Origin of the sequence: Acidovorax sp. SUPP1855, from assembly GCF_030158955.1 — a bacterium.
Taxonomy (GTDB): domain Bacteria; phylum Pseudomonadota; class Gammaproteobacteria; order Burkholderiales; family Burkholderiaceae_C; genus Paracidovorax.
Genome location: NZ_BQXI01000025.1, coordinates 36,268 through 59,275, shown reverse-complemented (window position 1 = coordinate 59,275; position 23,008 = coordinate 36,268). Strand labels below are relative to the sequence as shown.

The window sequence follows — 23,008 nt, the reverse complement described above, 5'->3', positions numbered from 1 at the left end:
TCCCTCTGATCTCGATGAGGAGGGAAGTTATAGCAGGACATCACGAACCGCTGAGTTTGCAACGCGCTACTAACTACTAGTGCGGGGGGATGTCGAACTCTTATTAAACGAACGCGCGCAGCCGGTGCTGGCAAGCCTCTCAATGGTGCGGAACGCCCCTTTACCTCGCGCGCAGCAGCTCGCCCACTTCCAGCAGCACCAGTTCGTTGTCGTCGGCCCGGTTGGGCTCGCGGCTGGAGCTGAACGGCAGGTTGTTGTCGTTGCCCACCACGATGTGCGTGGCGTCCACCACGTCCACGTTCTCGATGGTGAAGAACGGGAAGGCGAGCACGCCGTTGTTCAAAGGCTTTCTCGCCAGGCGCTGCGGGTCCTGGATGTTCAGCAGGTCGATGTAGCCCACCTTGCGCAGCTCGGCGCCCGCGTTGGCATCGGTCAACTCCATCTTGTACACGCGCTTGAACTTCGCCAGGTCGTGGAAGCAGTCGGTGCGCTTCTGGCCCTCGGGGCAGGCCTTGTCGGCCGTGCCCTCGCCGTTGTCGCGCTCGATGATCAGGCCGGTGTTCTCGTCGATCATGTTGAAGTCGCCGATGGCGTGGTGGTTGGCCTCCAGCACGTACTTCCAGTGGCGGCCCGTCCACTTTTCCTGCTTCACGTCGAATTCCAGCACGCGCAGGTATTGTTTGCCGCCTTCCACCGATTCATAGGCCTTGGCCGATTCGTTCCACACCGGGCCTTCCAGCAGCGCGTAGAGCTTGCTGCCGTCCCTGGACGACGCCATGCCCTCGAAGCCCTTGGAGCGCTTGATCTCGAAGGCCGGCGCCTTGGCATCGGGCGCGCCCGCGGCGGTGATGGCCGGGTGGTCGGGCGAGCGCACGACCTTGCCGTCCACCTGCGTCTCGAACACGGCCAGCACGCGGCCGGACAGATCGGCCTTGATGAGGTAGGGGCCGAACTCCTCGCCGATCCACAGCGCGCCGCCGGCGAACTGGAAGCTCTCGGGATCGAAGTCCGAGCCGGTCAGGTAGCGTTCCTTCGTGCCCTCTTCGGCGATGCGAAACGGTACCTTCTTGTCCGGGTCGTGCAGGAACACCGTCTTCTGGCGCTTGAACTGGCCGCTTTGGAAGTCCACCGTGTAGTGGTTCAGGTAGAGCATGAAGTCCGGCGAGTTGGCCTTGGCCCCCGCGCCGTTGTCGGTCAGGATCCAGAACGACCCGTCGGCCATGCGCTTGATGCCCGAATGGCCCTGCGCGGGCTGGCCCTTGAACGGCAGCGACACGCCCGTGGGCCGGCCGGCGGAGGTGCCTTCCACGCTGCCCAGCTGGTCCACGCGCTGCGGCGTGGTGAACTTGCCGCTGGTCTGCAGATCGGCCGGGGCATCCTTGGGCGCGGGAATGAAGGTCTGCGCCGGCAGCACCGCATGGCCGGCGAGCGTGGCGGGAAAAGCCTGCTGGGCGTGGGCGGGCAGCAGGGCGGCGGCGCAGGCCAGCAGGGCGAAGGGGGCGAGGCGGAAAGAGGGCAGCATGCGATGGCTTGTGGCGAACGAAAACCGCAACGATGCCGGCGCGCCGTTACAGGGCCATGACGGCGCAGGGCCGCGCCCGTGCGCGGCGCCTTCCAGCGCTACTTCGGCGGCAGGGCCGCTTCCAGCCGCTGCATCTCTTCCTCCAGCGTGCCGCGGCTGCGAAAGTCGCGCTGGGCCTGGTCGTACCAGTATTCGGCGTCTTCCAGGTCGCCTTCCTGCAGATGCACGATGCCGTGCAGCCAGGCGCCCAGCGGCGTCGCATCGTCCTGTACCTGCTGGTGGGCCTCGTTCCAGCGCCCTGCGCGCAGGTGCGCCAGGATGTCGCGAAGGTCGGTCATCGAAAAAGCTCCTTGTGGGGGTCGGCGGCGCCACGGCGGCTCGGGGCGGGCGCGTTGTCTGCCGGAGTATCGCCGTGCAGTGTCGCGGTGCAATGGGAGCTTCGAGCCGGTGATCAGCCCGCGCGCTGGCGCGCGAGCGTCCACCACGCCGCCCCCACGATCAGCGCCCCGCCCAGCCATTGCACCGGGCCCAGACTCTCCCCCAGCCACAGCACGGCGAACAACGCGCCCCAGGCCGGCTCGGTGCCCATCAGCAGGCCCACGCGGCTGGGGGCGGTGTGTTTCAGCGCCCAGTTCTGCGCGATGAAGGCGAACACCGTGCAGCCCAGCACCAGGTACAGGCTCGCGGCCCAGAAGGCGCCCTCGGCCGGCAGGGCGGGCAGACCGCCCGGCAGCGACACGGCCACCAGCAGGCACCCCAGCCCCACCACGGCGGACTGCACGGCGGTGAGCAGCAGCATGGGCGCCTGGGCATGCCGCCGGGTGAGGCGGCTGGTGGCGCACACGGTCACGGCGCGCAGCGCGGCGGCGGCCAGCATCAGTCCGTCGCCCAGGCCCCATCGAATCTGCAGGCCGCCGCCCGCCAGCAGCGCCGCGCCCAGCAGCGAAACGGCCGCAAAGCCGAACACGGCGCCGGCCGGCCGCCGGCCCAGCATCCACCATTCGGCGAACGGGGTGAACACCACGCACAGGCTGATGAGGAACGCCGCCTGGCTGGCCTGCGTGTGCGCCACGCCATAGGTCTCGCACACGAAGATCGCCATCAGCAGCGCGCCCAGCGGCAGGCCGGCGCGCAGGGCGCCCTGCCATTGCGCCCGCGTCGCCCGCAGGCACGCCGGGGCCAGCAGCGCCGCCGTGAGCAAAAACCGCACAGCCAGGAAACCCAGCACCGGGTAGAACGCCAGCGCCCCCTTGGCCACGCCGTAGCTGGTGCCCCAGACCACGGCCACCAGCAGCAGGACGAGGTCGGCGCTGCGCAGCAGCGTGGCGGGGCGGGCGAGGGGCAGCGTGGTCATGCGGCGATCGTAGATTCATGCCGCGCCATCGATAATGGCTGGTCAGAGAACAACATTGGTTCCCCATGCGCACAAATGACGCCCTGGACTGCCTGCCCGACATGGCGGTGTTCGCCCGCGTGGCGGCGGCGGGCAGCTTTTCCGCGGCGGCGCGCGAGCTGGGCCTGACCCCGTCGGCCGTGAGCCGCCAGGTGGCGCGGCTGGAAGGCGTGCTGCGCGTGCGGCTGCTGGAGCGCACCACCCGGCGCCTGCGCCTGACCGAGGCGGGCCACGCGGCGTTCGCGCGCTGCCAGGGGCTGGAATCGTGTGCGCGCGAGGTGCTGGCGCTGGCCGGCCACCATGCCGACGTGCCCAGCGGCCTGGTGTGCATGAGCGCGCCCAAGGCCTACGGACGCCAGCGGCTGCACCCGCTGGTGCCGTCCTTCCTGGCCGCGCACCCGCAGGTGGACGTGCAGTTGGTCATCACCGACCGCACCGTGGACCTGTTCACCGAGCACATCGACGTGGCGGTGCGCATCACCGACGCGCCGCCCCCGGGGCTGGCGGGCCGGCCGCTGGAGCCGGTGGAACACGTGGTGTGCGCCAGCCCGGCCTACCTGGCGCAGCGCGGCCTGCCGGAGCACCCGCGCGATCTGGCGCAGCACGACTGCCTGCCCCTGGGCGAGGACGAGCGCGACCGGCACTGGCGCTTCGAGCGGCCGGGTGGTGGGGGGGGCGCAGCGGAATCCGCCGTGGTCAAGGTGCGCGGCCGCTACGTGGCCAACCACAGCGAGGTGCGGTGCGAGGCCGCCCTGGGCGGCCTGGGCATCGCCTCGCTGCCAGGCTTCACGGCGCAGGCGGCCCTGGCGGCCGGCACGCTGGTGCGCGTGCTGCCCGGCTGGCGCCACACCACGGCGTATTCCGGCACGGCCTGGCTGCTGTACCCGCCCAACCGCTTTCTGCCGGCGCGGGTGCGGGCCTGGATCGACCATGTGGCGCAGGGGCTGGCCGCGCAGCCCGCATGAGGGGCCTGCGCGGCACCTGCCGGTCCCTGCAGGTCAGTCCTCGTGCGTGTCGTGCGTGGCCGCGCTGCCCCGGCGCCAGTAGCCCGATGCCTTGACCCACTTGGGGTAGGCGCCGCGCTCACCCACCAGGTGCGCGCGCAGGGCCTTGGCCACGGCCGATTCGCAGGCCACCCAGGCGTGGAAGTCGCCCGCGGGCAGGGTCTGCGCGCGCAGCGCCTGCAGCAGGGGCTCGGCGGTGCCGGCCTCGGCGCCCTGGCGGTGCACCCAGACGATGCGGGCATCGGCGGCGGTGGGCAGGGGCTGCTCGTCGGCCGGGCCGTCCACCTCGGCCAGCACCAGCACGGGCGCGCCGGCGGGCAGTTCGGCGAGGCGGCGGGCGATGGCGGGCAGGGCCGTGTCGTCGCCGATCAGCACGTAGCCGTCGAAGGCGGTGGGAATGACCATGGAGCCGCGCGGGCCCCCCACGCCGACGGTCTGCCCGGGCGCGGCCTGCAGCGCCCATTGCGTGGCCGGGCCCGCGTCGTGCAGCGCGAAGTCGATGGTGAGGGTGCGCGCGGCGATGTCGTGGTGGCGCGGCGTGTAGTCGCGCATGGTGGGCCGGGGCGAGTCGGGCGCGAGGCCCCCGGTGTCCGCCGGCACGGGAAAGTCGATCCGGCCCGTGGCGGGGTCGGGCAGGATGAGCTTCACGTGGTCGTCGAAGCCCGCGCTGTCAAAGCCCTCCAGGTCGGGGCCGGTGAGGACGATGCGCACGCAGTGCGGCGTGACGCGCTCGGCGCTTTGCACGGTGAGGATGCGCCGGCGCAGTTCATGGCGCATGCGCTGGGGCGCGCGCGCCGCCAGCAGTTCGGGGGAAGGCTGCGCTGCGGCGGCGGCAGAGGTGGCTGGGGTGGTGGTCGAAGCGGACGGTGTGGTCATTTCAGGCTTTCTGCCGGGGCGATACCGGCGTTGCGGAGGGAGGCCAGGGCGTCGTGGGGGCGCACTCCGGGCAACGGGGGGCGCCGGGGCGGTCGCTCTGGGGCGTCCTGCAGGCCGGCGGGGAACAGGTTCTAAAGACGCTCGATCTGCCGTGCCGCGGCGTCCAGCGCATCGGCGATGGCATGGATCTGCGCCGCGGCCAGCGGCTCGCGCGCCAGGCGAAGGTGCAGCGCATGGCGCAGGTTGTGCACGGCGCGCTCGACCGGCGCAGGGCGCTCGCCATGCCCGCCGCCGCGCATCGGCAGGCCGCTGGCCATGCGGGCCAGCAGCGCATCCACCTCGGTGCGGTGCTCGGCCAGGTGGTCGCGCCCCGCATCGGTCAGCGTGTGCAGCTTGCGGCCACCATCGGCGGTGACGGTGGCATGGCCCATCTCTTCCAGCAGGGTGAGCGTGGGGTAGATCACGCCGGGGCTGGGGCTGTAGGCGCCGTTCAGCCGGTCTTCGATGGCCTTGATGAGCTCGTAGCCGTGGCGCGGCTTGTCGGCGATGAGCTGCAGCAGCACGAGGCGCAGGCCACCGTGGCCGAACACGCGGCCACCACCGCGCCGCTCGAGAGGGGGCTGGCGCACATCCAGGAATTCATGTTTCATGGAGCAATTAGATATATCTAAAAGATAGAAGATATATCTATTTCGGAAGCGGGTTGGTTGGCTGCCTGCGGTATCCCTGCCGGCTCCATGGTCTGTGAGAGCTCGCCAGTGCCCAACGCCTTCCCGGGATGCCGTTCGGAACCTGGTCACTTCCTTGGCGTCGCGGGCCGCCGCGTGACCGAGATGCCGGTAGCGTCTTTCCCTTTTCGGCAAACGCCGTCAGGAGGTGTCCCATGCCCATCCACCGCACGGATTTTCCCGGTGTCTACATCCATACGCCCCGGCCGCAGGAAGCGGGCGCTCGCACCCTCCAGCAGGTGGAAGCCCTTGAAGCCAAGAACCAGGATTTCTTGCACCGCAACGAGGGAACCCTGGCGCAACTGGCGTCCCAATCTTCCGGCCGCACTCTGCTGCGGCAGATCGAATCCATCACCACCATGGCGCCCCGAAAGCGCGTGGTGCTGACGCCTTCGCAAGGGGGTTGGCCGCACGCGCTTTCCTGCCAGCAGAGCGCTGGCAACACGCAGTTGCGGCCCATGGACAATTGGGATGACATCGACAGCTACATGAGCCGCCGTCCGTCGGGCGATTTGTTCATGCCCGAAGTGGCGGCCGCCCCGATGCCCGGCAGGGAGACTCCCGGCGCAGACGATGTCTGGATCCACACCGACCCAGACATCGGCATGAAGTTTTCATCCGAGGACTCGGATGAGTACGAGTTGAGCGCAGACCATTACGTGGCAACGCTCGGCCACGAAATGATTCATGCGCGTGACAGCCTGCACGGCATTCAGCCACACCGCTCGGAAGACACTTCGACCTCTGGTCATCAGGGCTCGGACCGTCCTTTGGAGAAAGCGCTGCTGCCCGTGGAGTTGCGCACGATCGGCGTCGGACCCTATGCCGACGAAGTCCCTTCAGAAAACTCCATTCGAAGAGAGCATGGGCTGACGCCGCGCAGGAGCTATCACGGCTTTACCGATGACCATTGATGGACAGAGGGGGCCAGAGAAAAGCGCTCAGGCCAGTGCCGCCGCGTGCCCGCGTGTGAACGCCTCTTCGAACACCGAATAGCCCGACCAGTCCGCATGCGCGAACGCCAGCCGCGCGGTGCCGGGCGTGGGCGGCACGGCCACGCGCTCTCCGTTCGATAGCTGGTAGCGCTTGCTGGACGGGCGCTGGGGGGCGATCTTGCCCAGGAACGCCTGGGTGCCGGGCACCGGGATCGACATGGCGTGGCCGTAGCGCGTGATCTCCATGCGCCGGGCGTGCCGGGCCAGGTCGGGGTGCGGCGCGGCCAGACCGGCGAGGATGGCGTCGCGCCAGTGCGCCCAGGGTTGCTCCGCCAACTGCCGGCGGCCGTCGGCCACGTCGCCCAGCGCCTGGTAGTAGGTGAGCACGGTGGCGGCCGGGCGCGGGTCCAGCCGCTGGTGGCCGGCGTTCACGTAGCCCAGGCCGCCGGGCGTGGGGTCGGCGTAGAGCACGTTGTCCCAGGCGGGGGCCGCGCCTTCGCGGTCGGCCAGCGGGGCGTCGATGTGGATGTTGGCCACCAGCCAGGGCGCCCACGACAGGCGCTGCGCCGCCTGCTGCAGGAAGCCGGGCGGGTTGCGTACCACGCGCGCCGCGATGAAGACCGGCAGCGCCACGATGCAGCGGCGCGCCTGCCAGCGCTCCACGCTTTCGCTCGCGTGGTGGAACACGTCCACCTCCACGCCCTGGCGGGTTTCCTCGATGCGCAGCACCGAGCTGCCGGTGCGCAGCTGTCCGCCGGCCTGCAGCGGCGCGGCCAGGCGCTGGGTGAGCCAGCCGTTGCCCTCGGGCCAGGTGAGCACGCCCTCGCGGTCTTCGGTGGCCGCATCGCCAGGGGCATGGAAGCCGTGGCGGCTGGCGAAGTAGTGGATGCCCGCCCAGGCCGACACGCGCGCCGTGCCGGCGCCGTAGTCGTCGCGGCAGCAGTAGTCCAGGTACCAGCGCAGGTGCGTGTCGTCGAAACCCTCCTGCTCCAGCCATGCTATGAAAGTAATAGCGTCAAGCCCTAGATGAATCTGTGCCAGGGGCTGATTGGGCTTCCATCCTTTGACCACCGGCATGGTGAAGGGCGCCGCGCGGCCCAGTTCGGCCACGCGGGTGGAAAAGCGCCGGTACTGCGCCAGCGTTTCGGCGCCCACGCCCTGCACGGGCAGCAGCCCGTCCTGCCATTGGCCCTGGAAGAACAGGCGCTCCTGCGGGCTGTGGCACAGGTGGCGCTCGTCGTAGCGCCAGCGCCCGGCCACGCGCTGGCGCAGGCCCAGTTCTTCCAGCAGGTCCTGCACCTCGCGCGCGCTGTCGCCCGGCACGGGCAGGTAGTGCGCGCCCAGCGGGCAGGCCATCCCGGCCACGCTGCCGGCGCGGCTGTTGCCGCCGGCGGTGTCCTCCAGCTCCAGCACCACGAAGTCGTCGGTACCGGCCAGCCGCAGCGAGCGCGCGGCGGCCAGGCCGGCCACGCCCCCGCCCGCGATCACCACCTGGGTGCGCCGGACGATGTCGGGCTCGATCGGCCCGCCCTTCTGGAGCCGGTCGCGCAGCGCATGGCCGCGCGCCATGTCGATGCCGGCAAAGCCGCCCTCCAGTTCGGGCGGGGCGCCGCACCCGGCAAGTGCGGCGGCAGCGGCCGAGGTGGCCGAAGCGGCGAGGAATTGGCGGCGTTGCATGTGGGCGGTGCGGCCGGGCGGCCAGCGCGGTCAGTGGGCCGCCACCTTACCCCACTCCTGCTCGTAGGTGTGCACCAGCACCTGGTTGGACAGGCGGTTGACCTCGGCGGGCACGCGCGCCATGTCGCGCGGAAAGTCGAACAGCAGCGCCAGCGTGGGAACCGACAGGAATCGCAGCCCCTCGGGCAGCGCCTGCGGCAGGTGCCAGGGCCGGCGGCTGGCGATCACGAAGCCCCATTCGCCGAAGCTGGGCACATGGGCGTGGTACGGGGCGGTGCGCAGGCCCAGCGATTCGATGGTCTGCACCACCGTCCAGAAGCTCTGGCGCGCCACCAGCGGCGAGGTGGTCTGCACCACGGCATAGCCGCTCGCGGACAGGCGCTGCGCCAGCAAGGCGTAGAAGCTGTTGGTGTAGAGCTTGCCGATGGCGAAGTTGGTCGGGTCGGGGAAATCCACCACGATCACGTCGAAAAAGTCTTGCGCCCCCACGCTCCCCTGCTGCAACCACTGGAACGCGTCGGTGTTCACGACATGCACCTTGGGGTTGGACAGCGCCCCACCGTTCAGCCGCGCGAGCGTGGGGTCGTCGGTGAACAGGCGCGTCATCGCCGGGTCCAGCTCGACCAGCGTGACCGACTCGACCGAGGGGTACTTGAGGATCTCGCGCACCGCCATGCCGTCGCCGCCGCCCAGCACCGCCACGCGCCGCGGCCCGGCGCCGCCCGAGGCGAACGCCGCCATTGCCGGGTGCACCAGGGCCTCGTGGTAGCGGTACTCGTCGCGCTCGGCGAACTGCAGGTTGCCGTTGAGGTACAGCCGGTGCCCCGCCTTGCCCTCGGTCACCACGATGCGCTGGTAGGGCGTGGCGCGGCTCACCACGATGCGGTCCTGGTAGAACTTGTCCTCGGCAAAGCGCGTGATGTGCTCCGCGCCCACCAGCCCCGCCAGCAGCACGCCGAACACGGCCACACAGGCCAGCACGTGCGCGCGCAGGCGCCGCAATTCGTGGCGAAACAGCCAGACCGCCCACAGCGCCACCGCCGCGTTCATCAGTCCGAAGAGCAGCCCCGTGCGGATCAGCCCCAGGTGCGGCACCAGCAGCAGCGGGAACGCGAGCGACACCGCCAGCGCCCCGAGATAGTCGAACGTCAGCACCTGCGAGACCAGGTCCTTCAGCACCGCGTTGCGCTTCAGGATGCGCATCACCAGCGGAATCTCCAGCCCCACCAGCGTGCCCACCAGCAGCACCATGCCATACAGCAGCACGCGGAACGCGCCCGGCGCGTAGGCGTTGGCCAGGAACAGCGTGGCCGGAAGCGCTCCGCCCACCAGGGCCACCAGCAGTTCGATGCGCAGGAAGTGCGCGGGCAATTGCCGTTCGAAGTAGCGCGACAGCCACGATCCCACGCCCATGGCGAAGAGGTAGGTGCCGATGATGGTGGAGAACTGCAGCACCGAATCGCCCAGCACGTACGAGGCGAGCGCGCCTGCGGCCAGCTCGTATAGCAGGCCGCAGGCGGCGACGACGAAGACGCTGGCGAGCAGCGCGATGTCGACGGGGCGCGGCGCGGGCGCGGCGCTGGCTGTGGTGGTGGGCAATGAAGCGTCTGGCATCAGTGCTCCCATGCTTCGCCCAGCGCTTCGGACTGCTGCAGCACCAGTTCGACCGCGCTGTCGGCTTGGTCGGGCGGGTATTGGTACTTGCGCAGGATGCGTTTGAACGTCGGCCGCAGGCCGGTGCGAACGCTCTCGATGCGGGTCATGGCCGGGCCTCGTTCTCACCCAGCAAGATGGAGTTCAATGCCTGATTGACGTAGTAGTTGCCGCGCCCGATCTTTTGCTTTTGAACGAAGCCGCTGGCCGCCAGCGCATCCAGGTACTTGGTGGCGGTGAGCCGAGAGACCTGCAGATCCCGCTGCAAAAAATCGATCTTGGTGTAGGGGTGCGTGAACAGGTTATTGATCAAGTCCTGGCTATAGAACTTGTGCTGCGCCCGGATGCGGTGTTTGTAGTCGAACAGTGCTGTCTTGATGGCGTGGATGGTGACCAGGGTCTGGGCGGCGGTTTGCTCCACGGCGTCCAGCATGTAAAGCACCCAATCTTCCCAGGTGTCGTGGTCCCGCACCGTCTGCAGCAAGCGGTAGTACTCGGCCTTGGTACGCACGATGTGCTTGCTCAGGTACAGCACCGGAATATCGAGCAGCCCCTCCTTCACCAGATACAGCACGTTCAAGATGCGCCCGGTGCGGCCATTGCCGTCGTAGAACGGGTGGATACTTTCGAATTGGTGGTGCGCCAGCGCCATCTTGATCAGCGGGTCGGCGGCAAACAGGTCGGGATCGTTCAGAAACCGCTCTAACCCCCCCATCAGCGCGACGATCTCGGTGGGGTCTTGCGGCGGCGTATATACCGTCTGGCCTGTGCCGTCTTTCAGCGCCGTACCAGGCAGCTTGCGAAAGCCTGCATTGTTGCGCTCCAGCTCGCCTTGGATCTGGATGATGTGGTTGGCCGTGAGCAGACTACTGCTGCGTACCTGCTCAAACCCCACCCGCAGGGCTTGGCGGTAGCGCAGCACTTCTTTGGCCGCGGGGTTGGCAAACGCTTCGGGCAGCACATCGTCCTTGAACAGCTCATCGTGCGTGGTGACGATGTTCTCTATCTCCGAGCTGTCTTTGGCCTCCTGCAGGCCCAGCGTGTTGATCAGGATGCCCTGGTTGGGAATGGACGCCGCAATACCCTTGAGTTCAGCCAATCGGCGGCTGCTGCTGGCCAGCTTCTTGAGAATGGCGGGTGTGTCGAAACGGGTGGCGTCCAGCTGTTCGAGCGGGAGGAGGGCGGGCATGGTGGGCGAGGGCTGGCCTGTGACGTGTATAGAAAAGCCGGTTTTCTATACATGTTAGCCAGCATCTGTATAGAAAAAGCCGTTTTTATATATGGGATGGGTCGCCAGCCAACGGCGGGTTTGCATGGGCCGGCGTTCAGCGGCCGAAAGCCAGAGGGTTTCCTGGATACCCAGCGCTACTGGACCACCTCACCCCCCGTGCATCGCCGCCGCCACGATGATGCTGATGCCCAGGCACATGGCCGCCACCACCATGGCGAGGGCCTTGTTCTGCTTCTCGACGATCTCGGCCCACAGGTCGTAGGGCGTGAGCTTGTCGATGATGATGAAGCTCACCCAGAACACCAGCACGCCGATGAGCGCGAACAGGATGGAGCCGAAAAACGCGGCGGGCCGCAGCCATTCAAGAGCCATGATGATGACCTCCGTCAGATGAAAAGGGGTTGCAACAAGGGAGCGCAGGGGCGTCGCCGTTTCGTCATTTGTGCCCGCCCCCGCTGGAATACCCGCCGAAGGAGCCGCCCGAGCTGCGGTAGCCGCCGCCCGACGATCCCGAGCAGTTGCTCATCAGCAGCAGGATGATGATCAGGATGACCGCGATGACGATGATGGTCATGCAGCCCATGCTGGTGGCGCTGGCCAGGGGCGCGGCGTCCGCGCGTTTGAACAGGTCTTTCTGCCCATCCAGCTTGAAGGCCTGGGCCACGACCGCGCTGTCGATCTTGCTGCCGCTGGACCAGGTGATCTCGCGCGGGGTCTGCTCCATCGACAGCAGGCCGCGGCCGGTGCTGCTGGCGAAGTCGCGGTTGGCGCTTTTCTGGCCGCGCTCCACGGGCCAGTAGAACTCGCCGGCCACGTAGGTGGTCTCGGCGTCGTACTGGCTGGACAGGCGGTAGGTGGTGCCCAGGTAGGTCGCGCTCTGGCCGCCGCCGGTCAGCTGCGGCGCGCCCGTGGTGGGCCGCACCAGGCTCCAGCCGTCGGTTGCGTCCACCAGGAAGGCGAAGCCGCGCTTTTGGTGGTAGAGCAGGTATTCGTCCCAGCCGAAATGCTCGTCGTCGCCCGGCTCCACGCCCATGCGGTGCTGAAAGCCCACCACCTGCCAGTGCACGCCCTCCAGCTGCCCGGTCTGGCCCAGCGGGATGAGCGGGTTCACCGGCTCGTCCTGCACCGCGTGGCGCAGTTCGGCCCCCAGGCCGCTGGACAGGTCGATGAGGCTGTGGCACGACGGGCAGGTCAGGCTCTTGGTGCTGCCCAGCTTCACGGGCACCGGCGCGCCGCAGTTGGGGCAGTTGAACTGCCGGCCTGTCTCGTCCTTGGCGGACGCGTCTTTCAGGCCCTGCAGCTTCAAATCGTCGAGCTGCACGGCCCGGCCGCGGTCCACCTTCGGGGGCGTGCTGCCGTAGTCGATCGACAGCACCTCGCCGTCCGCGCTGCGCAGCTCCACCATGCTGAACGGGTGGCCCAGCGGCGGCAGCTTGGGCAGCTCGCCCTGGGCGGAGATGAGCTGCGCCTGCACGTTGGCGGCCACGCTGTAGGGCTTGCCGGCCACCGCCGTGGTCATGCCGACGCGGAACTGGCCGGCCGCGGGCAGCTCGCGCCCCGCCGGGGCCGGCCGCGTGAACACGTAGGCGCCGTTGTCCTCGCCCAGCGTGGCGGTGCTGCCGTCCTCCAGGAAGGCGTTCCACTCGGTCCAGGTGCCGGCGTCGCCCTTGTATTGCAGGCGCCCGATCAGCGTGAAGGGCAGGTCCTTCCCGTCCAGCACGATGCGGCCGCTGGCCATGAGCTGCAGGGGGCTGTGGTCGTCGAAGACCTCGGCCATCTTGCCCACGCGCGTGAGCACCTCGCCGCTGCGCACCACCGTGCTCTGGCAGTAAGGGCAGACGGCGTGGGTGGACTGCGCGCTCTTGAATTCGACCGGCGCGCCGCAGCCGGGGCAGGGCGCGCGGTAGGTACGCTGGGTGCCGCTCTCGGCCATGTTTTTTGAGTGTTTTTGGCCTCCTGCCCTAGTATCGATTGGGCAGGATGCTATTCAATCGATAGCGAAATCTAGACCAGCTTCTTGAGCAGTTCGGCCTTCTTGGCGTCGAACTCCTCCTGCGTGAGGATGCCCTTGGCCTTGAGTTCGCCCAGCTTCTCCAGCGTGGCCATCACGTCCTCGGGCTTGACGCCCGCCACAGGCGCGGCGGCCACGGCAGCTGCGGCCTGCTGGGCTGCGCCGGGGTTCTGGCCCTGCAGGCCCTGCTGCAGGTTTTGCGCCAGCACCTGGCCCAGCGCCACGCCGGCGCCCAGGCCCATGGCGTCGCCGGCAATGCCGCCCCCACCGTTGCCCGAGCCTTCGGCGAACTTCGGGATCGCCTGCGCCGTCTGGTACTGCATGAACTTGCCCATGTCGTTGCCGACCATGCCCATGCCGATCTTCTGGTCCAGGATCTTCTGCAGCTCTTCGGGCAGCGAGACGTTCTGCACCGTCATGCCTTCCAGCAGCAGGCCGATCTTGGCGAACGCGGACTGCAGCTCCTTGGCCAGGGCCTCGGCGAACATCACCTGGTTGGCCGCCAGGTCGAGGAACGGCAGGCCGCTGCCCGCGATGGCGTTGCTGATGTTCTGCAGCACCAGGCCGCGCAGCTGGCCGTCGATCTCGGAGACGGTGTACTCGGCGCGCGTGCCCGAGATCTCGGTGTGGAACAGCTTGGGGTCGGCCACGCGGAAGGCGTAGTTGCCGAAGGCGCGCAGGCGCACGGCGCCGAAATCCTTGTCGCGGATGGTGATGGGCTGCGGCGTGCCCCACTTCTGGTCCACCTGCTGGCGCGTGCTGAAGAAGTACACGTCGCTCTTGAACGGGGACTCGAAGAGCTTGTCCCAGTTCTTCAGGTAGGTGAGCACCGGCAGCGTCTGCGTGGTCAGCTTGTAGGTGCCGGGGCCGAACACGTCGGCCACCTGGCCTTCGTTCACGAAGACCGCCATCTGCGACTCGCGCACCACCAGCGTGCCGCCGTTCTGGATTTCCATGTCCCGCATCGGGAAGCGCCAGGCCAGCGTGCCGTCGCTGTCCTCGGTCCACTGGATGATGTCGATGAACTGTTTCTTGATGAAGTCCATGAGGGCCATGCGGTGCTCCCGTTCGAGGTGTGCGGAGGGGTTGGAAAGTGCGGCCATCATAGCGGCGCCCCGGGGCTTGGCTATCGCGGCGTTGGACACGATCAATTGGCGCTCGCCAATGCGAATCACTAGCATTCGTGCAGTCGTCTGTTCCCCATCCGAGATCGCCCCACAGGAGTCCGCCATGTCCCGCATCCGCCAAGCCACGCTCCGCAACCTGCCCACCCTCATGAAGACGGGCAGCTACTACCTCATCCACATCTGCGTGGCGGCCCTGGTGGCCTACGCGGTCACCGGCAACCTGATCGCCTCGATCACGCTGAGCCTGCTGGAGCCCACGGTGCAGGCGGTGGCGTTCTTCTTCCACGAAAAGGCCTGGGAGCGGGCGGCCCGCCGCCGCGCGGCAGCGGCCGGCGATGCGCCCCTGGCGGCTTGAGGCACGGCCATGAACACTGCACCGAATCCACGCCCCCGGCAGGCGGCCGGGCCGTTTCGGCACTGGCTGATCGAGCGGCTGGCCGGCCTGGCCGGCGCGCTGTGATGGTCTGAGCGAGGAAGTAAAAGGAAAGGGAGCCGCCGGGCTGCCGTCGGTCCAGGGTGGGTGGCCCCGCGGACGGGTAAGAGGCGTCTTCGGCGGGTCAGGCCCGGGTGTCGAGCAGCGAGCCCATCATGCGGTCTTCGGTGCGCAACACCTGCAGATTGGCCTTGAACGCATAGGTGGCCGAGATCTGGTCGACCGCATCGGCCTCGAGCGAGGCGCCTTCCTGCGCCGCACGGCCCACATTGGTGGTGGCCACACCGCCTTGCGAGGCCACGGCCTCCTGGTCCACCGTCTGGCGCTTGAACCCGGGCGTGTTCATGTTGGCGACGTTGTTGGCGGAGACATCCATGCGCACCTGGGCGGCGCGCAGGCCGGAGGCGGCGATCGAGGAAACAGAGGCCATGGGAGTGCTCCGGTGGAGGGCGAGGAAGTGCCTGGATTATCCGCCGCAGGTGCAGGAATGACCAGCCCGGCCGTGCAAACGGCTGGGAATGATCGCACGCCCCTGCGCTGGCCTCGGCATGGCTGAGGCGTTGGTTTTTTCACCAGGGCACGCAGGGCCCGGCGTGGCGCGAAACGCTAAAGCGTACACAAGTGTTTCGAAATGAAATGGCGTTGGCCGCACGGCCGGCTCGGCGTTCGGCTGCGCGCCGCAGCGCACGCCGGGCGCGGTATCGAGAGGTATCGAGACAGGCGCCCCGCCAAAGCCCGGTCGGCGCCGTGGCCAAATCCCTTCTAAAACTGAACAAGTAAGTACACATATTGAAATCATCGGCGCGACCGGTGATTCCAAGATGCCTCCAGGCGCTGGCGTGGCGCGCGGCATCGGTTCTGGCCGCGCACCCGCCAGCGCCGCCCGGCCTCGCCGTTTCAACATTCCCATCGCCTTCGGAGGTTTCCATGCAGTCCACCTTGCTCCCCGACGTCCACCCGTCCTCCCCCGCGCGCCGCCGCCTGCTGGCCGGTGGCGCGGCTTCCGCCACCCTGGCGCTGTTCGGCTGCGGCGGAGGGGGCGGCGGCGGTGGCGATGTCTCCGGCGTCGGCAGCACGGCCGATGCGTCGTTCTCCAGCGGCCCCATCAGCGGCTTCGGCTCCATCATCGTCAACAACCTGCGCTACGACGACACCGCCGCGCGCATCCTGGACGATGCCGGCCAGGCCGTCACCACCGCCGCCCTGCGGCTGGGCATGGTGGTGGAGGTGAACGGCTCGGGCATCGCGGTGGACGCCAGCGGGCTGCGCCGCTCCGTGGCCTCGACCATCAGCCTGCGCAGCGAGATCGAGGGGCCCATCACCGCCATCGACACCGCCGCCCGCACCTTCGCCGTGCTGGGCCAGACCGTGCAGTGGGCCGATGCCACGCTCTACAGCGACAACCTGCCCAATGGCGCGGCCAGCCTGGCGGTGGGCCAGGTGGTGCAGGTGTTCGGCCTTCGCAACCCCGACGGGCTGTACAGCGCCACGCTGGTGGTGCGCGACGAGCCCGTGCCCACCCGCTACAAGCTGCGCGGCGTGGTCTCCGCGCTGGACGGCACGGCGCAGACCTTCCGCATCGGCGGCGCGGTGATCGCCTACGGCGCCGTCGCGTCGCAGGCCCCCGGCATCGCCAACGGGCAGTACGCCCGCGTGGAGCTGCAGACGGCGCCCGACGCGTCCGGCCGCTGGGTGGCCTCGGCCCTGCGCACCACCGCCAGCAGCGTGACGCTGCCCAGCGGCAACAACGTGGCGGTCGAACTCAAGGGCTACATCACCGCGTTCACCAGCAACACGGCCTTCAGCGTGAACGGCGTGGCGGTGAACGCCAGCGGCGTGGCCAACCCGCCTGCGGGCCTGGCGCTGGGCCGGCGCGTGGACGTGAAGGGCGTGTTCGTGAGCGGCCAGTTCAACGCGAGCGAGATCGCGCTGGAAGAGGCCGGCAGCCTGGCCAGCCGCAGCTTCGACGTGAAGGGATCGATCCAGCGCGTGATCCCGGCGGCCTCGGTGATCGTGGTGCGCGGAGTGCCGGTCCACTACGCCAGCGCCCGCTTCGAGGGCGGCACCGCGTCCGACCTGGCCGAGAACCGCTCCGTGGAGATCCAGGCGCAGGTGGCCGCCGGCACCTTCGGCCTGGTGGCGCAGACCATTCGGTTCGTCGCTTGAGCATTTGCTATAAGTTAAATAGCAATATGCCCTAGTACTTATTGGTCTGCAGGCCGATCCGGCTGGCGCCGGGGCCAGCACCGCGCGGCATGCCTCAGTCGGCGTGCACGTAGTCCGGATGGCGGGCGCAGATCTCGTCCACCTGGCTGAGCGTGCCCGACAGGTGCGTGCGCAGCGCCTCCTGGGCGCCAGGCGCGTCCCCCTGCGCGATGGCCTCGGCGATGCGGCGGTGGTCGGCCAGCACCGACGCGGCCTTGCCCGCGCTGGGCAGGTGCAGGTGGCGCAGACGGTCCACATGGCCGGAGTGGCTGCGCACCAGCTCCCACAGGCGCGGCACCTCGGCGGCCTCGTACATCAGGCGGTGGAACGCCAGGTCGGCCTGCGAGAACGCCTCGGGCTCCAGGGGGTCGGCGGCGGCCTGCATCACGCCGATCTGGGCCTGCAGGCGCCGGGCGACGGCCTCGCCGCCCTGCAGCGCCAGCGTGCGCACCACCTCCAGCTCGATGGAACGGCGCAGGTAGTGGGCCTGCCGCGCGGCGGCCACGTCGATGCGGCTCACCACCGTGGCGTGCTGCGGAAAGATGTCCACCAGCCCCTCTTCGCCCAGCCGCATCAGCGCATCGCGCACGGGCGTCTGGCTGATGCCGAAGCGCTCGGCCAGCTCGGCGCGGGCCAGCACGGTGCCGGGGGTGAGGTCCAGCGACACGATGGCCGCGCGCAGCTTTTCGAAGATCTGCGGCGCCGCGTGGCGCGACCGGTCGAGGCGGACTTTGTCTCTCACGTTCATAGGCGGCGGATTGTCGCACTGCACGATTTTGACGTACTAATATATTAGTGCTTTAATGCACCGAAACCTGTGATGGAGCCTATGACGACGACCCGCCGTACCCCCGAGTCCCTGCGCAGCGCACGCTGGTTCGCCCCCGACGACCTGCGCTCCTTCGGCCACCGCTCCCGCATCATGCAAATGGGCTACGCGCCCGAAGACTGGGTGGGCAAGCCCATCATCGCCATCGTCAACACGTGGTCGGACATCAACCCCTGCCACGGCCACTTCAAGCAGCGCGTGGAAGACGTCAAGCGCGGCGTGCTGCAGGCAGGCGGCTTTCCCATCGAACTGCCCGCCATCTCGCTGGCCGAGGCCTTCGTCAAGCCCACCACCATGCTCTACCGCAACATGCTGGCCATGGAGACCGAAGAGCTGTTGCGCAGCCATCCGGTCGATGGCGCTGTGCTGATGGGCGGCTGCGACAAGACCGGCCCCGGCCTGCTGATGGGCGCCATCAGCATGGGCCTGCCCTGCGTCTTCGTGCCGGCCGGCCCCATGCTGCGCGGCAACTACAACGGGCAGGTGCTGGGCTCGGGATCGGACGCGTGGAAGCTCTGGGACGAGCGCCGCGCCGGCCAGATCACGCAGACGCAGTGGCTCGGCGTGGAAGGCGGCATCGCCCGCAGCCACGGCACCTGCATGACCATGGGCACGGCCAGCACCATGACGGCGATCGCCGAGGCCATCGGCATGACGCTGCCGGGCGCCTCGTCCATCCCCGCGCCGGACGCCAACCACGTGCGCATGAGCGCCGAGAGCGGCCGCCGCATCGTCGAGATGGTCTGGCAGGACGAAACCCCGGCGAAGCTGCTGAGCCGCGAATCGTTCCTGAACGGCATCAACGTCGCCATGGCCGTGGGCTGCTCCACCAACGCCATCGTCCACCTGGTGGCCATGTCGCGCCGCGCGGGCGCGCACTGCGCCGTCACGCTGGATGACTTCGACGCCGCCAGCCGCCACGTGCCCGTGATTGCCAACGTGCGGCCCAGCGGCGACACCTACCTGATGGAGGACTTCTACTACGCCGGCGGCCTGCCCGGCCTGATGTCGCGCATGCCGCAGCACCTGCACCTCGGTGCGCGCACCGTCACCGGCCGCACGCTGGGCGAGAACATCGAAGGCGCCGCCGTGTTCAACGACGACGTGATCCGCCCATTGGACAACCCCATCTACGCCGAGGGCGCGCTCGCCGTGCTGCGCGGCAACCTCGCGCCCGACGGCGCCGTCATCAAGCCCAGCGCCTGCGCTCCGCACCTGCAGCAGCACACCGGCCCGGCGCTGGTGTTCGACGACTACCCCAGCATGAAGGCCGCGGTGGAAGACCCCGACCTCGACGTGACGGCCGACCACATCCTGGTGCTGCGCAACGCCGGCCCCCAGGGCGGCCCCGGCATGCCCGAATGGGGCATGCTGCCCATCCCCGCGAAGCTGGTGAAGCAGGGCGTGCGCGACATGCTGCGCCTGTCCGATGCGCGCATGAGCGGCACCAGCTACGGCGCCTGCATCCTGCACGCCGCGCCCGAGGCCTACATCGGCGGCCCGCTGGCGCTCGTGAAAACCGGTGACCTCATCACCGTGGACGTGCCCGCGCGCCGCATCCACATGGAGGTGAACGACGAAGAACTCGCCCGCCGCCGCGCCGCCTGGACGCCGCCGCCCGCACGCTACCAGCGCGGCTACGGCTGGATGTTCAGCCGCCACATCCTGCAGGCCGACCAGGGCTGCGACTTCGATTTCCTCGAAACCGGCTTCGGCGCTCCCGTGCCCGAGCCCGAGCCCGACATCTTCTGACCCCCGGAGACATGCCCTTGAACCCCGCCACCCGCGACCGCCTCGCCCACGTCAGCACCGCCACGCTGTGCACCGCCCTCTTCAAGAAGGGGCTGCGCAACCAGTTCCTGCAGAACGTCCACCCCCTGCGCACCGGCCGCGCCAACATGGTGGGCGAGGCCTTCACGCTGCGCTATATCCCGGCGCGCGAAGATCTGAACACCATCGACGTGTTCAAGAACCCCGACCACCCGCAACGCAAGGCCGTGGAAGACTGCCCGCCCGGCGCCGTGCTGGTCATCGACAGCCGCAAAGACGCGCGCGCCGCATCGGCCGGCTCCATCCTCGCCTCGCGCCTCATGAAGCGCGGCGTGGCCGGGCTGGTCACCGACGGCGGCTTTCGCGACACGCCCGAGATCGCCGCGCTCGACATGCCGGCCTACCACCAGCGCCCCTCGGCGCCCACCAACCTCACGCTGCACCAGGCCATCGACATCAACGGGCCCATCGCCTGCGGCGACGTGGCCGTGTTCCCCGGCGACGTGCTGGTGGGCGATGGCGAGGGCGTCATCGTCATCCCAGCGCACCTGGCCGACGAGATCGCCGCTGAAGCCGCCGAGATGACCGCCTTCGAAGACTTCGTGACCGAGAAGGTGCTGGAAGGCCGCTCGATCATCGGCCTGTACCCGCCCACCGACCCCGCCACCCACGGCGACTTCGCCGCCTGGCGCGCCGAGAAAGGCCGCTGACACCCGGCCCACACCGCCCGCACCGCTTTTTTCCGCTTTTCCCCCTTCCCCACATCGCAGCACCACAACGACACCCGGAGACAAACCCCATGCGATTCATCCGCCACACCGCCCTGCTGGCCGCCCTGGCCCTGGCACCCTTCCTTGCGGGCGCCCAGGAATGGCCCACCGCCAAGCCCATCACCTACGTCGTGCCGTTCACGCCCGGCGGCTCCACCGACATCATCGGCCGCGTGCTCGCCAACAAGCTGGGCGAGGCGCTCAAGCAATCGGTGGTGGTGGACAACAAGCCCGGCCAGGCCGGCGGCATTGGCGCCTCTTACGCTGCCAAGGCCCCGCCGGACGGCTACACCCTCTTCGGCGGCACCATCAGCACGCACGCCATCAACGCCAGCCTGTACAAGAACCTGTCGTACAACCCGGTCAAGGACTTCGAGCCCGTGGCCCTGGTGGCCACGCTGCCCAACGTGCTCATCGTCAACCCCGCGCTGGGCGTGAACTCGGTCAAGGAACTGATCGAGCTGCTCAAGAAAGACCCGTCCAAGCGCATGTTCGCGTCGTCGGGTGCGGGCACTTCCACCCACCTGGCGGGCGAGATGTTCGGCGATCTGATCGGCGTGAAGCTCACCCACGTGCCGTACAAGGGCACGCCGCCCGCCCTCACCGACGTGGCCGCCGGCCAGGTGTCGTTCATGTTCGACCAGATGACCGCCGCCCTGCCCCTGGCCAAGGCCGGCCGCGTGAAGCTGCTGGCCGTGACCACCGGCCAGCGCATCGCCCTCGCGCCCGAGCTGCCCACCATGATCGAATCGGGCGTGGCCGGCTTCGAGATGTCGTCCTGGCAGGCCGTGTACGCCCCCAGGGGCACGCCCAAGGCCGTGGTCCAGCGGCTGAACGCCGAGATCGTCAAGGCATTGAAGCAGCCGGACGTGGTGGACAAGCTGCACACGCAGCTGGGCATGGACATCGTGGGCAGCACCCCAGAGGCTCTGGCGGCGCACATGGCCAAGGAGATTCCGCGCTGGGCGGAACTGGTGAAGAAGTCGGGGGCTTCGGCGGATTGAGTTTTTCTGGTGCCCGCTTTGCAACATCATGGCCTGTCCCCACGACGGCCATGCGTGGCTTCATGCCGCTTTCGCGGTGGTCTGGGGCCGGAGCCCCGTCTGCAATGTCAGGCGTTGTTGTCCGAAGCCTGCCGGATCTGGATGTCGCGAACCCGCTTGAGCACGATCTGCTGCAGTGCCGACATGAGCCAGTTCAGGCCCTGGATACCGATTTCCGCGCTGAACGCCTCGCTGGTTTTGGAGTTCTCGTCATGAAAACGCGCGCCATCGCCCATCCACTCCGTGCGAGCGTGTGAAACCGCATTCCGGATGTGCCGGGTGAATGCGATGTTCCCTTCCTGCTCCTTTTTATAAGTGGTCTGTACATTGCGGGCGAATCGACCAAGCTGCCGATCGATTGCCTCAAAGTCCGATGCGTATTGATCGAATATGGTTTCCCGGGGCAGCACGAGGGCGACATACAAGCTTGGCATCAGCAAAGCAATGGGGCCTTCGCCGGACTGCAGCCTGGATTTGACGAACGTATCGCGAAAAGGCATGGCGTCGAACGCCGGGGATTCGAAGTGCCGCTGGTTGAGTGTTTCGGCCCACCAAGTGAGTGCGTAGTAACTGGCGATGAGCAGTTCGTCCTGTTTTTCCATCTTTTCGCTCCTCCCGGGTGCGTTTTGTTTTGGTTAACGGTGTGGCCGTCCTCAGGTGAAAGGCCGCCTCCTGGAACGAGGGCATTGTGGTGCATTGAGCAGGGGAGTAAAAAAACGCTTGGCTTCAATCCCCATGGTCCGCGGAGCCTTGTGGGCCAGCACTCCCGCCGCAAGCATGCGCCCCCACCAAACACCGCTGAAACGCCTGCGCCGCCCTCGGCGGCTCGGGCGACCTTCGCAGCAGACTCACGAACTGGCATTCATAGCGCAGCGCCTCGGGCCGCACGGCCTGCAGGCGGCCCCGGCGCTCGAACGCCTCGGCATAGTGGTCGGGCAGAAAGCCCAGGTAGCGGCCCGAGAGCACCAGCGTGGCGATGGATTCCTGGTCGAAGCCCGTGGCGGTGCGGGTGAGGCGGGCCTGGTGGCTCAGCTCCATGTTGGGCGAGTGGTAGCCCAGGCCGGCGAACGGGTGGGTGCGCACGGCGTCCCAGTCGAGCGCCGAGTGGTCCGCCCCGAACAGCGGGTGGCCCGCGCCGCAGTACAGCAGCATGGTCTCGCCGAACAGGTCGGTGTACAGCAGGCTCTGCGAGGCGCGGTGGGCGGGGATGATGCCCACCTGGTAGGTGCCGTCGATCACGCCGCGCTCGATGGCGTTGATCGAGCCCACGTGCATCTGCAGGTGTACGTCCGGCGCCTGGGCGGTGAAGGCGGCGATGGCCTCGCCGATGCGCGCGGCCGGGTTGCTGGCGGTCTTGTCGAACACGGCGACGGCCAGTTGCCCGCCCATGCGCGAATGGATGCCGTCCACGCTGTCGCGAAAGCCCTGCACTGCGGCCAATAGGCGCAGGGTTTCGTCGTACACGCGCTGGCCTTCCGGGGTGAGCGCGAAGCCCGCGCGGCCGCGCCGGCACAGGGTCATGCCCAAGCGGGTTTCCAGGTCCTTCACGTGGCGGCTCACGGTGCTGGTGCCGATGTTCAGTTCCAGTTCGGCCGCGGCCATGCCGCCGCAATCGACCACGCTCTTGAAGACCTGCAGCAAGCGCAGGTCCATGTCGCTCAGCTGGCCGAGCACCGCGCGTTCGCGCGCGGCCTGGGGCGCCGGGGACGGCAGCGTGGGCGAGGCGGGGGGCGGGGCGTCGTTCGGCATGGCGAGCGGGGTGGGCTTTACTTGCATGAATCGTCAAGTAAACATTGATATT

Annotated in this window: 22 protein-coding genes and 1 pseudogene; 7 read left to right on the top strand and 16 right to left on the bottom strand. The window is 68.6% G+C overall.

The features are described from left to right. Window positions 1-160: 160 nt before the first annotated feature. The 3 genes from AVMA1855_RS19410 to AVMA1855_RS19400 form a co-directional block, all read right to left on the bottom strand. Window positions 161-1,522 carry an esterase-like activity of phytase family protein gene (locus AVMA1855_RS19410; protein WP_284426937.1) on the bottom strand — a complete coding sequence of 454 codons (1,362 nt, stop codon included), beginning with the start codon at window positions 1,520-1,522 and terminating at the stop codon, window positions 161-163. A gap of 98 nt (window positions 1,523-1,620) precedes the next feature. Further along, the gene (locus tag AVMA1855_RS19405; RefSeq protein ID WP_284426936.1) at window positions 1,621-1,860 is read right to left on the bottom strand and encodes a hypothetical protein; all 240 of its coding nucleotides are present in this window, start codon (window positions 1,858-1,860) and stop codon (window positions 1,621-1,623) included. A gap of 113 nt (window positions 1,861-1,973) precedes the next feature. Then, window positions 1,974-2,876 (bottom strand): DMT family transporter, encoded by a 903-nt coding sequence (locus AVMA1855_RS19400; protein ID WP_284426935.1) that lies wholly within the window; start codon window positions 2,874-2,876, stop codon window positions 1,974-1,976. 65 nt (window positions 2,877-2,941) lie between these two features. Here AVMA1855_RS19400 and AVMA1855_RS19395 point away from each other — a divergent pair, with 65 nt between their 5' ends. Next, the gene (locus AVMA1855_RS19395) at window positions 2,942-3,880 is read left to right on the top strand and encodes a LysR family transcriptional regulator (RefSeq protein ID WP_284426934.1); all 939 of its coding nucleotides are present in this window, start codon (window positions 2,942-2,944) and stop codon (window positions 3,878-3,880) included. A 33-nt stretch (window positions 3,881-3,913) separates the two neighbouring features. Here AVMA1855_RS19395 and AVMA1855_RS19390 read toward each other — a convergent pair whose 3' ends face one another. Beyond that, window positions 3,914-4,795: a siderophore-interacting protein gene (locus AVMA1855_RS19390; protein ID WP_502870351.1), complete on the bottom strand. Its 882-nt coding sequence runs from the start codon at window positions 4,793-4,795 to the stop codon at window positions 3,914-3,916. A 131-nt stretch (window positions 4,796-4,926) separates the two neighbouring features. Next, window positions 4,927-5,445 carry a PadR family transcriptional regulator gene (locus AVMA1855_RS19385; RefSeq protein ID WP_284426933.1) on the bottom strand — a complete coding sequence of 173 codons (519 nt, stop codon included), beginning with the start codon at window positions 5,443-5,445 and terminating at the stop codon, window positions 4,927-4,929. A gap of 233 nt (window positions 5,446-5,678) precedes the next feature. Between AVMA1855_RS19385 and AVMA1855_RS19380 the strand changes: the two genes are divergently transcribed. After that, on the top strand, window positions 5,679-6,437 hold the full coding sequence (locus tag AVMA1855_RS19380) for a M91 family zinc metallopeptidase (RefSeq protein WP_284426932.1): 759 nt from the start codon (window positions 5,679-5,681) through the stop codon (window positions 6,435-6,437). Window positions 6,438-6,464: 27 nt separating this feature from the next. Here AVMA1855_RS19380 and AVMA1855_RS19375 read toward each other — a convergent pair whose 3' ends face one another. The 7 genes and pseudogenes from AVMA1855_RS19375 to AVMA1855_RS19345 form a co-directional block, all read right to left on the bottom strand. Beyond that, window positions 6,465-8,135: an NAD(P)-binding protein gene (locus AVMA1855_RS19375; RefSeq protein WP_284426931.1), complete on the bottom strand. Its 1,671-nt coding sequence runs from the start codon at window positions 8,133-8,135 to the stop codon at window positions 6,465-6,467. Window positions 8,136-8,165: 30 nt separating this feature from the next. After that, window positions 8,166-9,749 carry a polyamine aminopropyltransferase gene (locus AVMA1855_RS19370; RefSeq protein WP_284426930.1) on the bottom strand — a complete coding sequence of 528 codons (1,584 nt, stop codon included), beginning with the start codon at window positions 9,747-9,749 and terminating at the stop codon, window positions 8,166-8,168. Further along, a pseudogene (locus tag AVMA1855_RS19365) lies at window positions 9,749-9,886 on the bottom strand (type I restriction enzyme endonuclease domain-containing protein); the annotation flags it as partial. The pseudogene AVMA1855_RS19365 and the gene AVMA1855_RS19370, both read right to left, overlap by 1 nt. An 8-nt stretch (window positions 9,887-9,894) precedes the next feature. Continuing rightward, a complete protein-coding gene (locus AVMA1855_RS19360; protein ID WP_284426928.1) occupies window positions 9,895-10,977 on the bottom strand; it encodes a Fic family protein in 1,083 nt (360 codons plus the stop codon). 189 nt (window positions 10,978-11,166) lie between these two features. Next, complete coding sequence (locus AVMA1855_RS19355) at window positions 11,167-11,391, bottom strand: DUF350 domain-containing protein (RefSeq protein ID WP_272566455.1); 225 nt, start codon at window positions 11,389-11,391, stop codon at window positions 11,167-11,169. A 64-nt stretch (window positions 11,392-11,455) separates the two neighbouring features. After that, a complete protein-coding gene (locus tag AVMA1855_RS19350; RefSeq protein ID WP_284426927.1) occupies window positions 11,456-12,952 on the bottom strand; it encodes a DUF4178 domain-containing protein in 1,497 nt (498 codons plus the stop codon). 71 nt (window positions 12,953-13,023) lie between these two features. Continuing rightward, a complete protein-coding gene (locus AVMA1855_RS19345) occupies window positions 13,024-14,085 on the bottom strand; it encodes an SPFH domain-containing protein (RefSeq protein ID WP_284426958.1) in 1,062 nt (353 codons plus the stop codon). 175 nt (window positions 14,086-14,260) lie between these two features. Between AVMA1855_RS19345 and AVMA1855_RS19340 the strand changes: the two genes are divergently transcribed. Further along, window positions 14,261-14,512 carry a DUF2061 domain-containing protein gene (locus tag AVMA1855_RS19340; protein ID WP_272566451.1) on the top strand — a complete coding sequence of 84 codons (252 nt, stop codon included), beginning with the start codon at window positions 14,261-14,263 and terminating at the stop codon, window positions 14,510-14,512. Between the two features lie 202 nt (window positions 14,513-14,714). Here the strand turns inward: AVMA1855_RS19340 and AVMA1855_RS19335 are convergent, their stop codons facing one another. Continuing rightward, complete coding sequence (locus tag AVMA1855_RS19335; RefSeq protein WP_272566450.1) at window positions 14,715-15,020, bottom strand: flagellar basal body rod protein FlgC; 306 nt, start codon at window positions 15,018-15,020, stop codon at window positions 14,715-14,717. A 497-nt stretch (window positions 15,021-15,517) separates the two neighbouring features. On the opposite strand from AVMA1855_RS19335, the gene AVMA1855_RS19330 reads away from it, so the two are divergent. Then, window positions 15,518-16,756 (top strand): DUF5666 domain-containing protein, encoded by a 1,239-nt coding sequence (locus AVMA1855_RS19330; protein WP_284426926.1) that lies wholly within the window; start codon window positions 15,518-15,520, stop codon window positions 16,754-16,756. Between the two features lie 94 nt (window positions 16,757-16,850). Here AVMA1855_RS19330 and AVMA1855_RS19325 read toward each other — a convergent pair whose 3' ends face one another. Then, window positions 16,851-17,543, bottom strand: a complete 693-nt coding sequence (locus AVMA1855_RS19325; RefSeq protein ID WP_284426925.1) for a GntR family transcriptional regulator — start codon at window positions 17,541-17,543, stop codon at window positions 16,851-16,853. A gap of 81 nt (window positions 17,544-17,624) precedes the next feature. Here AVMA1855_RS19325 and araD point away from each other — a divergent pair, with 81 nt between their 5' ends. From araD to AVMA1855_RS19310, 3 genes are all read left to right on the top strand, one after another. Further along, a complete protein-coding gene (gene araD, locus AVMA1855_RS19320; protein ID WP_284426924.1) occupies window positions 17,625-19,376 on the top strand; it encodes an L-arabinonate dehydratase in 1,752 nt (583 codons plus the stop codon). A gap of 17 nt (window positions 19,377-19,393) precedes the next feature. After that, window positions 19,394-20,104, top strand: coding sequence for a ribonuclease activity regulator RraA (locus AVMA1855_RS19315; protein WP_284426923.1), 711 nt, complete (start codon window positions 19,394-19,396; stop codon window positions 20,102-20,104). An 89-nt stretch (window positions 20,105-20,193) separates the two neighbouring features. Continuing rightward, on the top strand, window positions 20,194-21,168 hold the full coding sequence (locus tag AVMA1855_RS19310; protein ID WP_284426922.1) for a Bug family tripartite tricarboxylate transporter substrate binding protein: 975 nt from the start codon (window positions 20,194-20,196) through the stop codon (window positions 21,166-21,168). A gap of 107 nt (window positions 21,169-21,275) precedes the next feature. Here AVMA1855_RS19310 and AVMA1855_RS19305 read toward each other — a convergent pair whose 3' ends face one another. Next, the gene (locus tag AVMA1855_RS19305; protein ID WP_272566445.1) at window positions 21,276-21,809 is read right to left on the bottom strand and encodes a HEPN family nuclease; all 534 of its coding nucleotides are present in this window, start codon (window positions 21,807-21,809) and stop codon (window positions 21,276-21,278) included. Window positions 21,810-21,933: 124 nt separating this feature from the next. Beyond that, entirely contained in the window at window positions 21,934-22,956 is a 1,023-nt protein-coding gene (locus AVMA1855_RS19300; protein ID WP_502870350.1) for a LysR family transcriptional regulator, read from the bottom strand. Window positions 22,957-23,008 lie beyond the last annotated feature (52 nt).

What these genes read in the sequence shown, in the direction of transcription:
- AVMA1855_RS19395 (WP_284426934.1), top strand. Translation starts at nt 2,942, where the DNA reads ATGCGCACAAATGACGCCCTGGACTGCCTGCCCGACATGGCGGTGTTC.
- AVMA1855_RS19325 (WP_284426925.1), bottom strand. Translation starts at nt 17,543, where the DNA reads ATGAACGTGAGAGACAAAGTCCGCCTCGACCGGTCGCGCCACGCGGCG.
- AVMA1855_RS19385 (WP_284426933.1), bottom strand. Translation starts at nt 5,445, where the DNA reads ATGAAACATGAATTCCTGGATGTGCGCCAGCCCCCTCTCGAGCGGCGC.
- AVMA1855_RS19400 (WP_284426935.1), bottom strand. Translation starts at nt 2,876, where the DNA reads ATGACCACGCTGCCCCTCGCCCGCCCCGCCACGCTGCTGCGCAGCGCC.
- AVMA1855_RS19345 (WP_284426958.1), bottom strand. Translation starts at nt 14,085, where the DNA reads ATGGCCCTCATGGACTTCATCAAGAAACAGTTCATCGACATCATCCAG.
- AVMA1855_RS19375 (WP_284426931.1), bottom strand. Translation starts at nt 8,135, where the DNA reads ATGCAACGCCGCCAATTCCTCGCCGCTTCGGCCACCTCGGCCGCTGCC.
- AVMA1855_RS19300 (WP_502870350.1), bottom strand. Translation starts at nt 22,956, where the DNA reads ATGCCGAACGACGCCCCGCCCCCCGCCTCGCCCACGCTGCCGTCCCCG.
- AVMA1855_RS19340 (WP_272566451.1), top strand. Translation starts at nt 14,261, where the DNA reads ATGTCCCGCATCCGCCAAGCCACGCTCCGCAACCTGCCCACCCTCATG.
- AVMA1855_RS19370 (WP_284426930.1), bottom strand. Translation starts at nt 9,749, where the DNA reads ATGCCAGACGCTTCATTGCCCACCACCACAGCCAGCGCCGCGCCCGCG.
- AVMA1855_RS19330 (WP_284426926.1), top strand. Translation starts at nt 15,518, where the DNA reads ATGCAGTCCACCTTGCTCCCCGACGTCCACCCGTCCTCCCCCGCGCGC.
- AVMA1855_RS19410 (WP_284426937.1), bottom strand. Translation starts at nt 1,522, where the DNA reads ATGCTGCCCTCTTTCCGCCTCGCCCCCTTCGCCCTGCTGGCCTGCGCC.
- AVMA1855_RS19310 (WP_284426922.1), top strand. Translation starts at nt 20,194, where the DNA reads ATGCGATTCATCCGCCACACCGCCCTGCTGGCCGCCCTGGCCCTGGCA.
- AVMA1855_RS19405 (WP_284426936.1), bottom strand. Translation starts at nt 1,860, where the DNA reads ATGACCGACCTTCGCGACATCCTGGCGCACCTGCGCGCAGGGCGCTGG.
- AVMA1855_RS19355 (WP_272566455.1), bottom strand. Translation starts at nt 11,391, where the DNA reads ATGGCTCTTGAATGGCTGCGGCCCGCCGCGTTTTTCGGCTCCATCCTG.
- AVMA1855_RS19390 (WP_502870351.1), bottom strand. Translation starts at nt 4,795, where the DNA reads ATGACCACACCGTCCGCTTCGACCACCACCCCAGCCACCTCTGCCGCC.
- AVMA1855_RS19360 (WP_284426928.1), bottom strand. Translation starts at nt 10,977, where the DNA reads ATGCCCGCCCTCCTCCCGCTCGAACAGCTGGACGCCACCCGTTTCGAC.
- AVMA1855_RS19335 (WP_272566450.1), bottom strand. Translation starts at nt 15,020, where the DNA reads ATGGCCTCTGTTTCCTCGATCGCCGCCTCCGGCCTGCGCGCCGCCCAG.
- AVMA1855_RS19305 (WP_272566445.1), bottom strand. Translation starts at nt 21,809, where the DNA reads ATGGAAAAACAGGACGAACTGCTCATCGCCAGTTACTACGCACTCACT.
- AVMA1855_RS19350 (WP_284426927.1), bottom strand. Translation starts at nt 12,952, where the DNA reads ATGGCCGAGAGCGGCACCCAGCGTACCTACCGCGCGCCCTGCCCCGGC.
- AVMA1855_RS19380 (WP_284426932.1), top strand. Translation starts at nt 5,679, where the DNA reads ATGCCCATCCACCGCACGGATTTTCCCGGTGTCTACATCCATACGCCC.
- araD (WP_284426924.1), top strand. Translation starts at nt 17,625, where the DNA reads ATGACGACGACCCGCCGTACCCCCGAGTCCCTGCGCAGCGCACGCTGG.